We start from the raw sequence: 13,346 nt of genomic DNA on the forward strand, positions 1-13,346 counted from the left end.
GTCGTGTAATCCGCGATCAGGGGGCATTACGCAGCATGAGAATGGGCAAAATCGGATTTCTGGCGGTTGCAGCACTTGCGGGGCTGGGCCTGTCCGGCTGCCAGCAGCAACCGCCGTTTGCCCCGCCGCCGCGCGCCGATGAGGCCATTAAGGTCGCGCCGCAAAGTTCGATCATCGCAGTGCCAGTGACTGCCGATCTATCGGGACTGGCGGCGCAATTGGCGCGCGAAGTGCCGCGCACGCTGTGGACAATCAACCGCAAGGGCCAGACCTGCATCGCCTCGGAAAAGATCAAGGTCGCCTTCGTCAAGCTGAAGACGCCGAAGGTGAAATGCGACATCGTCGGCACCGTCACCCGTGGCAAAATGACTATCGACGGGCGCGGACGCGATATTATCGTGACCATGCCGATCCGGGCAGTGGTGCGCGCCAAGGATATTGCCGGGATTTTCAAACAGGAAACCGCCACTGGCAACGCCCGCGTTCGCGCAGTGGTGCGCCTGTCGCTGGATAGCCAATGGAACCCGAAGGCCAAGGTCGACATCAAATATGACTGGACCGACAAACCGCATGTCGACCTGCTTGGCCAACGCATCGAGTTTACCGACAGGGCGGACGGCAAGCTGAAAGCCGTGGTCGCGCAGTTGGAACGCACCCTCCCCCGCGAATTGGCCAAGCTCAATCTGAAACGCGATATCGAGCGGCTGTGGGGTCAGGCCTTTACCTCGCTCCAGCTCAACGAATCGAACCCGACGGTGTGGATGCGGGTTACGCCCGAGCAGCTGCAATATGGCGGCTATAGTTTGCGCGGCAAGCGTCTGGAATTGCGTCTGGGGATGAAGGCGCAGACCGAAACTTTTGTGGGTGATCGCCCAGCCAACCCGGAGCGCAAACCATTGCCTCCACTGGCGAATCTTGCCGAAAAACCAGGCAAGATGCTGTTCTTCATCCCGGTGATCGCCGACTATGACGAGTTGGAGCCGGTCATCGCGCAGGCGCTCGTCAATCGTTCGAAACGGCCTTTTGAAGTACCCCGGATCGGACCGGTCATTGCGCGGTTTGCGGGTGTAGAGGTCTATGGCACCACCGGTGGCCGTGTGGCTGTGGGTGTGACGTTCCGCGCCCGGCGCGATGATCGCAAGTTTGGCGAGGTCAATGGTCAGGTCTGGCTGACCGCCACCCCCGTCACCAATGCCGGATCACGCAAGGTCACATTCCAGGACTTGCAAATCACTGGCGACAGCGATCGCAGCGGCGTCGATCTGCTGTTCAAGATCGCCGCGTCGCCCGGATTCTCGCAGACCATCGCCGCCGCCCTCGCGCAGAATTTCGAGAGCGATTACGACGTGCTGATGGCCAAGATCGAAGACGCCATCGACACCACACGCCAAGGCGATGTGCTGATCCGCGCCAGCATCGAAGATGTCAAAACAGGCGAGGTAAAGGCCGCCGGACAGGGGCTTTACCTGCCCGTTTGGGGGACCGGCACCGCATCGGTGGAACTGGCCCCCCGCTAGACCCGATTACACGCCGTCAGGATAGATCGGGCGAATATCGACCGGGATGGCATCCATCGCCGCGATTGCCTGACGCGCCGCATCGTCGAGCACGCCATAGCGCGCGAAATATGCCTTGGTACCCGCATAATCGCCAGTCGCCTGCAACATCAGCTGGTCGGTTAGCAGCGCTTTCAGCCCGCTTTCCATCCTTGCGTAATCCACCTCGTACCGATTGGCGGAGGCATCCCAGCGAAACGCGCCGTGTTCCTTCAGATAGCCATATTGCAGCGCCGCACCCTTGCCGTGTGCCTCGTCAATCCCGAAGCGCATCGAACGGAACAGGCCCGCCATGTAAGTCGACCACAGTTGCGGCTTTTCGGAGGCCGGGATCTCGTTGCGCTCCATCATATAGAGCAGGTTCCAGATCCCCATCACGTCAGCCTTGGATTCCTCCAGCGCTGAATACTGCTCTTTCAACTCCTCGTTCACCGTGGTCTGGCGACCGCCCACAGTGATCGAGCCGGGCCCCAGGCTGTGCGACAATTCGTGGAACAGCGTGCTGAGCTCCATATATTTCTTGGCCACCAGATCCGCCTGTGCAGGCTTGAGCACAACCGCACCGATGGGCGCCAGGATGCGATCATATTTGGCGCCCAGTACATTGGCGAGGATCACCTTCTTGGCCCCCTTCGCCTCACGCACGCGCTCGTCATTGGGGAGGTTGAAGGCGATGGTCTGCACGCCGGGCACATTGTCACCCCCGCCATGCACCTGATCCGCAACCGCGATGGGGCTTTCAAATCCGCGCGTGAAGTTCTTGTAGCGATCTTCAATGGGGAGGTTGCCCTCCATATCGCGCAGGTAATTCTTGTATTTCGCGACTGCGGCGCTGGCTTCGGGATTGCGCAGTGTGACGAAGCTCTCAAAGGCTGTCTTGGTGCCATAAAGCCGGTCGGTATAGACCTCATACGGGCCAATCGCGACTTCGATGGGCGTGTCCTTCAAATCCATCCATGCCATCTCGCTCTCGTAATAATCGTCCGAGAGGAATGACTTGGCGCGGAGGCCAAGAAACCGCTTGAGGCTGGGATTGGACGTCCGCGCCGCCGCCCGTTCGAGCAGCGCCGCAGCAGGCACCAGCCATTCGCGATATTCGACCGAGTACGGCACCGTAACCAGCCGCGCGCCCTGCCGCTTGACCACAGTATAGGGGTTGAGCAGCGCCGCCTTCTCGCCGGGATTGGCCACCAGATAGGCGTCAAATTCGGCCCGCGTCAGGTCAGCGGGATAGAACCCTGCCCCCTCGGGCATCGCCTCGCTGCCCCAGAACGGATGAGCTTCTTCAAGATCGTCCCACGGTCCGAAATAGCGGTCAAACATGGTCAGCAACAGATCGCGATCACCATGACGGCTGCGCGCAATGGCGCTGCGGACTTCCGGGTTTTGGGCGAAGCGCTGGCGCAGGTAAATCTCGCTCATCAAATCGGATGCTTCGATCAGCAGATTAACGACATCACGTTCCTCGGCATTGAGGTAGCTGGTGTCGGGCGCCATCCTGATCTCGGCCAGCTTGGCATATTGCGCGCGCAGATCGTATCCATCGTGGGTGGCTGCAGGAACGGTGGTGACAGCGCCGGTCTCGGTCATGGCGGGGGTGCAAGCGGCGGTGGCCAGCAGAAACGGCAGGATGGCTTTGCGCATGGGATCATCTCCGGAAAATTGTCTTTATTGCCTGTCGGTTTAACGCAGGCGTGCGCCAATGTCTCCCATCGCGATTGACCGCGCCGCCGATCACCACCTAACACGCTGCACGAGGGAGACGGGGATGAGCTATCTGAAACTGACCGAGCGCGCGGGTGCGGTCGAATTGGCGGCGAAGATCCGCGCCGGAGCACTGTCACCGGTCGAAGCAGTCGATCACGCGATTGCCAGGATCGAGAAGCTCGACGCTCATATCAACGCTGTGGTGGTGTGCGATTTCGACCGCGCGCGTGATACCGCCAAGGCGATGACAGGCACTAATGCAGGTGAAAACCAGCCGCTGTTCGGCGTGCCGATGACGATCAAGGAAAGCTTCGACATTGCGGGTCTGCCCAGCTGCTGGGGCCACCAGAAATTCACCGGCAATATCGCGAAGCACGATGCCAAGGTGGTTCGCCAGATCAAGGCCGCCGGGGCGATTTTGGTCGGCAAAACCAATGTCCCGCCCGATCTGGCCGACTGGCAATCCAACAACCCCGTCTATGGTCGCACCAACAATCCGCACGACCACACACGCAGTCCGGGCGGATCATCCGGCGGCGCAGCGGCGGCGGTGGCCAGCGGGATGGTCGCCTGCGATTATGGCACTGACATCGGCGGATCGGTGCGGGTGCCAGCGCATTTCTGCGGTATCTGGGGGCATAAGACGAGCTGGGGGCTGGTATCCAAGCAGGGTCATGATCACCCGCTGCTGGCGGAGCGCGCTGCGCATGACGGCGCGCTGTCGATTGCCGGACCACTGGCCCGCAATGCCGAGGATCTGGCCGCACTGCTTGCGGTCACAGCAAATATCCCGCTGCAACGCCGGGACAAGCCGCTGAAGGATTGCCGGATGCTGCTGCTGGTCGATCACCCCGATTGCCCGGTCGATGCTGCGGTTCGCGGGCCCACCGAAGCGGCGGCTCAGGCGCTGGAGAATGCCGGAGTTCGCATCGACCGGCACTCCGACCGCCTCTCCAACCTGTCAGCCCAGCAATCGGGCTATATGCGGATGCTCAACATCGCGATGGCGCGCGGTGCGCCCGGCCCTGATGGGAAGCGGGCAAGTGCGGCCAATTGGTTTGATTTGCTCGACGAGCAGGCGCGCTGCGAAATGGCTTGGGAGGAAGTGTTCGCGGATTACGACTTCGTGCTCGCCCCGCCCGCCCCGGTCCTGGCCGTGCCGCACCGCGAAGGCCGCGTGTTCGATGGCACGGTGAGCGTTGACGGGGCAGAAGTCTCTGCGGGCAAGGCGCTGGCCTTTGCCGGACTTGCCAGCTTTCCGAATCTGCCCTCCACTGTCCTGCCCATTGGCGAAAGCAGCGGCCTGCCCTGCGGCTTGCAGGTGATCGGACCGCGCTGGGCGGACTATGACTGTATCGCGGCGGCGGCGCAGATCGGACAAGTGTTGCACTCCTGAAGCCGCACGGTCATGGGGCCGTATTACGCATCAAAGCGAGGATGATGATGGCAGGTCAGCGGATGATGCGTAGCTTCGCAAAATGGCACATCTGGCTGGCCTGGCTGGTCGGCGTGCCGATCTTGATGTGGACCGTAACCGGGCTGGTCATGGTTGCCAAACCCATCGAGGAAGTGCGGGGCAATCATTTGCGCAAGGATGTGACCGAACAGGCCTTACCGTCCGACACCCAGATCGCGATTACCTTGCCAGCGGACAGCACCAAGCCCGTGCGCGCTGTAACCACCCAGGTGGAGCGCGGCGAAACCGTGACGCGCATTGCCTATATGGACGGCACCTCCGACCGCTTTCGCGCCGATGGCGGGCGGATGTCGCCGCTGACCGATATCGAAGCACGGCTGCTGGTGGCCGAGCGGATTGCGGGCGGGGATCAGGTCACAGAGACCAACCATTTTGCCGCCGACGAGGTGCCGCTCGACTTCCGCCGGCCCGAGCCCGTGTGGCAAGTCGCGCTGGCCGATGGCACCCATGTTTATGTCGGAACTGAGACCGGCGCCATCGAGGCGGTCCGCACCCGCTGGTGGCGGGTTTTCGATTTCGTCTGGGGGCTGCACATCATGGATTTGCAGGAGCGTGAGGACACGCACCACCCCACCCTGATCGCCTTCGCCATTCTGTCGGTACTGGGGTCGCTGCTTGGCTGCATCCTGATGTTCCGGCGGCGCAAGGCCCGGCCCGGACCCGCCGCATGAACCCCGCGGTACTGACACCGCTGCTCGACTGGCTCGATCTGGCAGGCGTGGCGATCTTCGCGCTGACCGGCGCGCTGGTGGCGGCGCGTGAAAAGCAGACTTTTGTGACGATGGCGTTCTTCGCGCTGATCACCGGATTAGGCGGCGGCACGATGCGCGATCTGTTTATCGGCGCGCCGGTATTCTGGATCCATGACGGCTGGGTAGCCGCCGTATGTCTGGGCATCGCGCTGCTCGCCTGGTTCACCCCGACCCGCTGGTGGGAGGGCCGCTTTCTGGCGATTGCCGACGGCGTGGGCCTGACCGCCTATGCGGTTCTCGGCACAGCCAAGGCGCTGTCCTATGGTGTGCCGCCGATCCCGTCATTCCTGATGGGCGTGATCACCGGGTGCGTGGGCGGTATTGTGCGTGATGTGATCGCTGGGCGACCATCGATCCTGATGCGGCCAGAACTCTACGTGACGGCAGCCGCGCTCTCGGCCAGCCTGACGGTGCTTGGCGAGCTGCTGACGCTTGAGCGCGTTGTGGTGTGGATCGTGGCCGCGCTGGCCGGATTTGCGCTCCGCCTGGCGGCGATAGGCTGGCAGCTTTCGCTACCCTCCTATCGCGAATAGGCTGACCTCAGATGGCGCCGGGATATGCGGTGCCATATTCGACATCGCCATTATCGGCCTGATCAACCGGCGCATCGCCGGGTAGCGGGCCGCCTGGATAGGCAGGCTGACCCTGCGCCTGCGCCTGCGCCTGAGTCTGAGCCTGCGTATCTGCCGGAGCATTATCGACATCATTCCATGCCTGGCGATAGCGGTTGTCGTCATACTGCTGGTCTTCGGGTGCCTGATAATCAGCGCCATCATAATCGCCCTGACCCGAGCGATACGGCTGCGTCTGGCCGCTGGTCCGTGCCCCGTAATCGATAGCCTCGATCCGGCCGTTCGCACCCAGCGAGCAGGTGAAACCCTCGCCATTGTAGAGCGATCCGGTGACACGCCAGCCCTGTGCCGAGCGCGCGACATTGTCGACTGTGTTCACCCGCGCATCACGCTCGATCGCGTCGACGCACATTTTGACCGCGCGGTCGATCCCGCGCGTATTGTCATAGCGCGTATCATTGCGGCGCGGCATGCGGGTATTGCGATAGTCACGGTTGCGGTCACGATAGCGGTCGTCACGGCCACGGTTGGCCGCGCTGGCGACAGCGGCAATTCCGCCAATGATCAACACGCCCGCCAACACGTCACCCGCGTCAACGCGGTTGCGGCGATAGCGATAGCGGCGGTGATATTCTGAGCTATCCGATGCTGCATCCCACAGCGGCGCTGCGACATAGCTGGATGATGCTGGCGCGACCGGAAGGTCTGCGGCGGAGACTGGACCCGCCCCAAGCGACAGCGCGGCAAGCATGGCCGGAGCAGCGGCGAATTCGGCAAAAGTGGTCATTGTGCAATTACCCCTGAAACACGGCCCCACCCGCCGCGCGTTTCTCAATCTCATACAGCTAGGCGGCCCAGGCTAAATGAAGCCTGAACCGCCCGAGAGGTGCCTTGCGGCGAGTGTTGGATCAACGCAGTCCGCGAATGCCGTCGAAGTCAATTCCGGCGACCCGGCCGCGTTCGATGTAGCAAGTGAACTTGCCGCTATCGCGGTTATTCCAGCTATTGTAGCGGTTGTTGCGATCATAATAGCCGCTGCGGTTGTAACGTCCGCCGCTGTAGCGTCCATCGACCATGATGCGGCCTTTCACCTTCCAGCCATAGCGCGTGTTGTCGACATCACGGATGTCGGTCACCTGTGCATAGCGATATCCTGAGCGCTGGGCCTGGCTGCGCGCCACATTCACGCACTGGCTGACCGCGCTGCGCGGATTGCCGCGATAGCCGTAGCGATCCTGGCCGTTATAGCCATCGCTGCCACGATAACGGCCGTCGCGATAGTCATAGCCGCGGTTGCGATTACCCGCGCTGGCCACGGCAGCAATGCCGCCGATGATGACTGCGCCTGCAATAATGTCGCCGATGGAAATTCCGTCGCGGTCACGATAGCGGTCGCGCTCGCCTGCCGATGCCGGCGTTGCTCCGGCCAGTGCCATTGCGGCTACGGCTGCGGTTGCGATCCCACCCTTCGCAAATCCTGTGATTGTCTTGGTCATTTGAGGCTCTCCTCATTTGTACCGGGGCGGGATTGCCTCGGCGTTGAGAGCTTTCTAGGCGATCCGCCCTGAGGTGACGCTGAATTACGTTTACAGGCGATATTCAGAAAAGTGGCTATTTTTGTGAATGATCATTTTGTAAGAGATTCAAGCACATCTCTTGTAAAGCGAGCAATGTCGAAGCGCGACCCGGCAGGATCTTCACCCCTCCGAACGATCACCGCGTTCAGACTCGGGGCTATTATTATGAACTGCCCGCGGTTGCCCATTGCCGCGATGGTGTCCTTGGGAATGCCGTCACTCTTGTTGAACAACCAAAAGCCCGCTCCATAACCGAACGGACCATCAGGCTGCGGCCCGGACGGGCTGGACACATATTCGGTCCATCCTTCCGGCAGGATGCGCTGGCCGTCCCAGACACCGTCCTGCAGATATAGCTGGCCGAGCTTCGCCAGATCGCGGGCGGTGGACCAGACTTGGGACGACAGAATGTAGTCTCCCTGCCAATCGGTTTCGGCGATGGTCGAGTGCATACCCAGAGTGTGGAACAGTCTGCGCGGCGAATGCTCGTCAAAACTGTCCTTGATCGCTGCAACGGCCATCAGTGTATCGTTATTCGCATAGCGAAAGACGCTGCCTGGCTGATAAATCAGCGGCCAGTTCGCGGCTGACTCTTCAACCGTAGCGCCGCCGATATAGAGCGGGTCTGTCCGGTTGCCGGGAGTGTCCGAATACCGTCCCGAAGCCATGCGCAGGAGATGATCCAATGTGATTGCCCGGCGCGCATCGTTCTCGGCCAGTCCAAGCCCCGCAGAACTGTCCACCTGCACCTCGCCGCGCTGGGCGGATGCACCCACCAGCGTTGCCGCGATGCTCTTGGCCACCGACCAAGTCCGCTGCGGCACCAACGGCCCGAACCCCGGCTTGTAACGTTCCACAAGCAACTTGCCGTCGCGCAGGATCACCACTGCTGTGGTGTTCGTATCGTCACCGAAATGCTTATCGAAAGCTCGGCTGATAAGCGCCCGTAATCCTGCACTACCTCCGATAGGCACTACCGCATTGCCTTCTGGCCAAGGCATGGTTTCCGGAGGGCGATTTTCGTATGTGGTCAAAACCAGATTGGGCGGGCTTCCCGTATTGGCACCGATCGGCAGCAGGCTGCAACCGCCCTCCAAACCCGATACCGCAATGCGCGGCGGCATATCGTCTGCAAAAGCCACGCTGACCCGGCCATGTTCGATTTTCGTTTCCAGAGTGGGAATAATTGGATCGAACGCGGAATAGGTCCCGACCAGCTCGTTTTTTTCCACGCTTTGCAGATTGCGCTCGCTCCGCAGCGCCTCGGCATTCTTCACGGCCCCGCAAACCATGAGCGCCTTGTAACCCGCAGCCAATGCGCGGTCGTGACGGGTGTCCAAAGCCTCTTGCTGGCTTTGCGCAAAGAGTGGAACGGCGGTGAGCAGCGTGAAAACTGCGAGGGTGTAACGGATCATGCCCGCAACCTTGCCACGCGGATTGCGCCAGTCAAACAAAAGGGGCCGGAAGTTTCCCCCCGGCCCCGTTTGGCATGGTTCGCTTGGAAACGCTTATGCTTCTTCGTAATCCATCTCTTCGCTCATGACCGGGCCCGAATCCTGGCCCTTGGCATCAACGTCGCGTTCGACCAGCTCGATGATGCCCATCTGCGCTGCGTCGCTGCCGCGGTAGCCAGCCTTGATCACGCGGCTGTAGCCACCTTCCCGGTCGCTGTAGCGTTCGGCCAGAATGTCGAACAACTTCTTCAGCTGCGTTTCGTCACCCAGGCGGCTCATGGCCAGACGGCGGTTCGACAGGCCCCCACGCTTTGCCAGCGTGATCAGCTTTTCGACATAGGGCCGCATTTCCTTGGCCTTGGGCAACGTGGTCAGGATCTGTTCGTGCTTGATCAGCGAAGCAGCCATGTTGCGAAGCATCGCATTACGGTGACCGGTCTTGCGCTGAAGTTTCCGACCTTTGATTTTATGACGCATGATAGTGTCCTTCGTTCGAAATGGGGCCGTGCAAGGTACCCCAGTGCCGGTGGCCGTTCAGGCCGCCACCTTTCGCCTTAACCTCGCAGAAGCGATCAGCCGAGCAATTCCTGCTCAAGCTTCTTGGCCATTTCCTCGATGTTTTCCGGCGGCCAACCAGGGATGTCCATGCCAAGGCGCAGGCCCATCGAGCTCAGGACTTCCTTGATCTCGTTGAGCGACTTGCGGCCGAAGTTCGGCGTGCGCAGCATCTCGGCTTCGGTCTTCTGGACCAGATCGCCAATGTAGATGATGTTGTCGTTCTTGAGACAATTGGCCGAACGCACCGACAGTTCCAGCTCGTCGACCTTCTTGAGAAGGTAACGGTTGAGCTGGTTGGTGTCGCTTTCCTGCGGTTCTGCAGCAACGCCGATCATCGCGCTCGAAGGCTGCGGAATGCCGTCTTCGAAGTGGACGAACAGGGTCAGCTGATCCTGCAGGATGCGCGCAGCGAAGGCCACCGAATCTTCCGGCGTTACAGTGCCGTCGGTTTCGATCGTCAGGCTGAGCTTATCGTAATCGAGTTCCTGCCCGACGCGGGCATTCTCGACCTTGTAGCTGACCTGGCGAACCGGCGAATAGAGCGAGTCGACCGGGATCAGACCGATCGGCGCGTCGACCGGACGGTTCATCACTGCGGGCACATAGCCCTTACCGATGTTGGCGGTCAGCTCCATGTTGAGCGTTGCGCCTTCGTCGAGGTGGCAGATCACGAGATCCTTGTTCATCACTTCGATGTCGCCGGTCACGGCAATATCGCCAGCCTTGACTTCACCCGGGCCAGTTGCGGAAAGCTGCAGGCGCTTCATGCCTTCGCCTTCCATCTTCAGCGCGATCTGTTTGACGTTCAGGACGATGTCGGTGACATCTTCACGCACGCCGGCAAGGCTGGAAAATTCGTGCAGCACACCTTCGATCTTGATCGAGGTGATGGCAGCGCCCTGAAGCGAGGACAGCAGAACGCGGCGCAGCGCGTTGCCAAGCGTCAGGCCAAAGCCACGCTCGAGCGGCTCGGCGACGAAGGTCGTCTTGCGCGCTTTGTCGCCGCCTTCCTTGATTTCAAGGCTGTTGGGTTTCTTGAGTTCCTGCCAGTTCTTGGTGTTGACGGACATGGATTTCCCCTGGTTCGGATGCGGACAGGACCGGAGCTCTTGGGCAAGAGCGTCCGGTCCGTGAAAATGTCGGCGGCCCGCGTTCAGCGAGCCGCCAGGCAGGTACGGATCAGACGCGGCGCCGCTTGGACGGGCGAACCCCGTTATGCGGAATCGGTGTCACATCGCGGATCGAGGTGATCGTGAACCCGACTGCGGCGAGACCGCGCAGCGCGCTTTCGCGACCCGAGCCGGGGCCCTTGACCTCAACTTCGAGAGTGCGAACACCGTGCTCGACGGCCTTCTTGCCCGCGTCGTCGGCAGCGACCTGCGCGGCATACGGCGTGGACTTGCGGCTACCCTTGAAGCCCATCGTACCGGCGCTGGACCAGCTTATCGCATTGCCCTGTGCATCGGTGATGGTGATCATGGTGTTGTTGAAGCTGGCGTTGATGTGCGCCACGCCGCTGCTGATATTTTTGCGCTCGCGGCGCCGGATACGGCTAGGTTCGCGTGCCATGTGTGTCTTCCTTACATTAACTCAAGAAGGGAAAAGCCTGTCGGGAAACCCCGAGACTTACTTCTTCTTGCCGGCAATCGCCTTGGCCTTACCCTTGCGGGTACGGGCGTTGGTGTGGGTGCGCTGGCCGCGAACGGGCAAGCCCATCCGGTGACGCAGGCCGCGATAGGACCGCAGGTCCATCAGCCGCTTGATATTCATCGCAGTACTGCGGCGAAGATCACCCTCGACCGTGTGATCGGCGTCAATCGTCTCGCGCAGACGCAGCACTTCCTCGTCACTGAGGTCCTGCACGCGGCGGCTGTGGTCGAAACCCAGCTTGTCAGCGATGTTGACGGCGGTGGTACGGCCAATGCCGTGAATGTAGGTCAGCGCGATAATAACGCGCTTATTGGTGGGGATGTTTACCCCGGCGATACGTGCCACTTACTTCTCCATGCTCCACAGGGGTCATCAGCCGACGGGCGGCCGCGCCCCTATCTCATCGCGGTTGTTACCATTGACAGCTGCAGCGTCTTGCTCGCGCAAATGACCGGATGGCGCGCTGATTAGGCTGCCGCCTGCCGGTCTGACCGCATTTGTCGATGAAGCGCGCGCTTAGGGTGATTCGCAGGCGGCGTCAACCGCCTAGCGCGCACGACAGGACGAGCCCGCCAAAAGCGGTCCGTCCCGTCTGCTGATGCGCATTCTAACCCAACACGGTAGTCAGGTCAAAGCCGTCACATCACGCCGAATGCCAGCATTGCGTCGGCCACCTTCTTGAAGCCGGCAATGTTCGCTCCGCGTACGTAATCGACATAGCCGCCATCCTGCTTGCCATATTCGACGCACTGGCCGTGGATGCCCTCCATCAGCTCGGTCAGCATCTCGCCAAGCCGCGAGTGATTCCAGCTGATCCGTTCGGCATTTTGGCTCATCTCCAAGCCCGAAACCGCCACGCCGCCGGCATTTGCCGCCTTGCCCGGACCATAAAGGATCTTCGCATCGTGGAAGACCTTCACACCGTCGAGCGTGGTCGGCATATTGGCCCCTTCGCTCACTGCGATAACGCCGTTGCTAACCAGCGATTTGGCCTCATCCTCGTTCAGTTCGTTCTGGGTGGCGCAAGGCAGGGCGAGGTCGCAGGCCACATCCCACGGTCGCTTGCCTTCATGGAAGCTGGCATCGGTGAAGTGGTCGGCATATTCGCTGATCCGCCCGCGCCGCACGTTCTTGAGCTGCTTGACCCAGTCGATCTTCTCCTGCGTGAAGCCGTCGGGATCATGGATGAAGCCGCCGCTGTCGGACAGGGTCAGCACCTTGCCGCCAAGCTGCACAATCTTCTCTGCAGCATGCGTTGCAACATTGCCCGATCCGGAGATGACGGCGCTCTTGCCTTCGACATCCTGGCCCTGGTGCTTGAGCATATTCTGCATGAAATACACCGCACCATATCCGGTGGCTTCAGGCCGCATCAGCGAACCGCCATACTCGGTCGCCTTGCCGGTCAATACGCCTTCCCAGCGGTTGGTGATACGTTTGTACTGGCCGAACATATAGCCGATTTCACGCCCGCCAACGCCGATATCGCCTGCCGGGACATCGGTATCAGGCCCGATATGACGGTAGAGTTCAGTCATGAAGGACTGGCAGAAGCGCATGACTTCGCTGTCGCTCTTGCCGCGCGGGTTGAAATTGGCCCCGCCCTTGCCGCCGCCCATCGGCAGCCCGGTCAGCGAATTCTTGAACGTCTGCTCGAACGCCAGAAATTTGAGGACGCTTTCGTTGACGCTAGGGTGGAAACGAATGCCGCCCTTATAGGGGCCGATCGCATTGTTGTTCTGCACCCGCCAACCGCGCTGGACCCGGACGTTGTGATTGTCATCTTCCCAGCACACGCGGAACGACACAACGCGGTCGGGCTCGGCAATCCGGCGCAGGATTTGCGCCTCATGATATTTCTCTTTGTCGTCGATGAAGGTGTAGACGTCATGCGCCACCTCCTGCACCGCCTGGACAAATTCTGGCTGGCCGGGATTGCGTCGTTTCACCCCTTCCATGAAGGTCGGAAAATCAACGTGGCGGTCGTACACTGAAGCCATAAGTCACACCTCTCCCAAAATGACCCGCCTTATAATGGCGAGC

Annotated in this window: 13 protein-coding genes; 4 read left to right on the forward strand and 9 right to left on the reverse strand. The window is 61.0% G+C overall.

The genetic code is table 11. From position 1 onward, the window contains the following. Positions 1–35 precede the first annotated feature (35 nt). Positions 36–1,517, forward strand: a complete 1,482-nt coding sequence (locus FEV51_RS03245; protein WP_246034411.1) for a DUF4403 family protein — start codon at positions 36–38, stop codon at positions 1,515–1,517. Positions 1,518–1,523: 6 nt separating this feature from the next. Here FEV51_RS03245 and FEV51_RS03250 read toward each other — a convergent pair whose 3' ends face one another. Then, entirely contained in the window at positions 1,524–3,200 is a 1,677-nt protein-coding gene (locus tag FEV51_RS03250; protein WP_138615818.1) for a dipeptidyl-peptidase 3 family protein, read from the reverse strand. Positions 3,201–3,324: 124 nt separating this feature from the next. On the opposite strand from FEV51_RS03250, the gene FEV51_RS03255 reads away from it, so the two are divergent. The 3 genes from FEV51_RS03255 to FEV51_RS03265 all read left to right on the forward strand — a co-directional run bounded on the left by FEV51_RS03255 (position 3,325) and on the right by FEV51_RS03265 (position 6,025). Beyond that, positions 3,325–4,659, forward strand: a complete 1,335-nt coding sequence (locus tag FEV51_RS03255; RefSeq protein WP_138615820.1) for an amidase family protein — start codon at positions 3,325–3,327, stop codon at positions 4,657–4,659. A 62-nt stretch (positions 4,660–4,721) separates the two neighbouring features. Beyond that, complete coding sequence (locus tag FEV51_RS03260; RefSeq protein ID WP_246034412.1) at positions 4,722–5,411, forward strand: PepSY domain-containing protein; 690 nt, start codon at positions 4,722–4,724, stop codon at positions 5,409–5,411. Further along, positions 5,408–6,025 carry a trimeric intracellular cation channel family protein gene (locus FEV51_RS03265; protein ID WP_138615822.1) on the forward strand — a complete coding sequence of 206 codons (618 nt, stop codon included), beginning with the start codon at positions 5,408–5,410 and terminating at the stop codon, positions 6,023–6,025. Before FEV51_RS03260 ends, FEV51_RS03265 begins: the two co-directional genes overlap by 4 nt. Positions 6,026–6,032: 7 nt before the next feature. Here the strand turns inward: FEV51_RS03265 and FEV51_RS03270 are convergent, their stop codons facing one another. From FEV51_RS03270 to gdhA, 8 genes are all read right to left on the reverse strand, one after another. Beyond that, the gene (locus FEV51_RS03270; RefSeq protein WP_138615824.1) at positions 6,033–6,851 is read right to left on the reverse strand and encodes a hypothetical protein; all 819 of its coding nucleotides are present in this window, start codon (positions 6,849–6,851) and stop codon (positions 6,033–6,035) included. A gap of 121 nt (positions 6,852–6,972) precedes the next feature. Continuing rightward, entirely contained in the window at positions 6,973–7,560 is a 588-nt protein-coding gene (locus FEV51_RS03275) for a hypothetical protein (RefSeq protein ID WP_138615826.1), read from the reverse strand. 131 nt (positions 7,561–7,691) lie between these two features. Continuing rightward, positions 7,692–9,056, reverse strand: a complete 1,365-nt coding sequence (locus tag FEV51_RS03280) for a serine hydrolase domain-containing protein (protein WP_138615827.1) — start codon at positions 9,054–9,056, stop codon at positions 7,692–7,694. A 93-nt stretch (positions 9,057–9,149) separates the two neighbouring features. Beyond that, entirely contained in the window at positions 9,150–9,572 is a 423-nt protein-coding gene (rplQ, locus tag FEV51_RS03285; RefSeq protein WP_138615829.1) for a 50S ribosomal protein L17, read from the reverse strand. Between the two features lie 95 nt (positions 9,573–9,667). Continuing rightward, positions 9,668–10,723, reverse strand: coding sequence for a DNA-directed RNA polymerase subunit alpha (locus FEV51_RS03290; protein WP_138615831.1), 1,056 nt, complete (start codon positions 10,721–10,723; stop codon positions 9,668–9,670). 109 nt (positions 10,724–10,832) lie between these two features. Further along, positions 10,833–11,222: a 30S ribosomal protein S11 gene (gene rpsK / locus FEV51_RS03295; RefSeq protein WP_138615833.1), complete on the reverse strand. Its 390-nt coding sequence runs from the start codon at positions 11,220–11,222 to the stop codon at positions 10,833–10,835. Positions 11,223–11,279: 57 nt separating this feature from the next. Then, on the reverse strand, positions 11,280–11,648 hold the full coding sequence (gene rpsM / locus FEV51_RS03300) for a 30S ribosomal protein S13 (protein ID WP_138615835.1): 369 nt from the start codon (positions 11,646–11,648) through the stop codon (positions 11,280–11,282). A gap of 293 nt (positions 11,649–11,941) precedes the next feature. Next, entirely contained in the window at positions 11,942–13,303 is a 1,362-nt protein-coding gene (gene gdhA, locus FEV51_RS03305) for an NADP-specific glutamate dehydrogenase (RefSeq protein WP_138615837.1), read from the reverse strand. Between the last annotated feature and the right edge of the window lie 43 nt (positions 13,304–13,346).

It is taken from the genome of Qipengyuania marisflavi (assembly GCF_005884405.1).
GTDB lineage: Bacteria > Pseudomonadota > Alphaproteobacteria > Sphingomonadales > Sphingomonadaceae > Qipengyuania > Qipengyuania marisflavi.

Bases quoted from the DNA above. Each gene is read 5' to 3' on its own strand.
- FEV51_RS03245 (WP_246034411.1), top strand. From the start codon at position 36: ATGAGAATGGGCAAAATCGGATTTCTGGCGGTTGCAGCACTTGCGGGG.
- rpsK (WP_138615833.1), bottom strand. From the start codon at position 11,222: ATGGCACGCGAACCTAGCCGTATCCGGCGCCGCGAGCGCAAAAATATC.
- FEV51_RS03250 (WP_138615818.1), bottom strand. From the start codon at position 3,200: ATGCGCAAAGCCATCCTGCCGTTTCTGCTGGCCACCGCCGCTTGCACC.
- FEV51_RS03280 (WP_138615827.1), bottom strand. From the start codon at position 9,056: ATGATCCGTTACACCCTCGCAGTTTTCACGCTGCTCACCGCCGTTCCA.
- FEV51_RS03270 (WP_138615824.1), bottom strand. From the start codon at position 6,851: ATGACCACTTTTGCCGAATTCGCCGCTGCTCCGGCCATGCTTGCCGCG.
- rplQ (WP_138615829.1), bottom strand. From the start codon at position 9,572: ATGCGTCATAAAATCAAAGGTCGGAAACTTCAGCGCAAGACCGGTCAC.
- FEV51_RS03275 (WP_138615826.1), bottom strand. From the start codon at position 7,560: ATGACCAAGACAATCACAGGATTTGCGAAGGGTGGGATCGCAACCGCA.
- FEV51_RS03260 (WP_246034412.1), top strand. From the start codon at position 4,722: ATGATGCGTAGCTTCGCAAAATGGCACATCTGGCTGGCCTGGCTGGTC.
- gdhA (WP_138615837.1), bottom strand. From the start codon at position 13,303: ATGGCTTCAGTGTACGACCGCCACGTTGATTTTCCGACCTTCATGGAA.
- FEV51_RS03255 (WP_138615820.1), top strand. From the start codon at position 3,325: ATGAGCTATCTGAAACTGACCGAGCGCGCGGGTGCGGTCGAATTGGCG.
- FEV51_RS03290 (WP_138615831.1), bottom strand. From the start codon at position 10,723: ATGTCCGTCAACACCAAGAACTGGCAGGAACTCAAGAAACCCAACAGC.
- FEV51_RS03265 (WP_138615822.1), top strand. From the start codon at position 5,408: ATGAACCCCGCGGTACTGACACCGCTGCTCGACTGGCTCGATCTGGCA.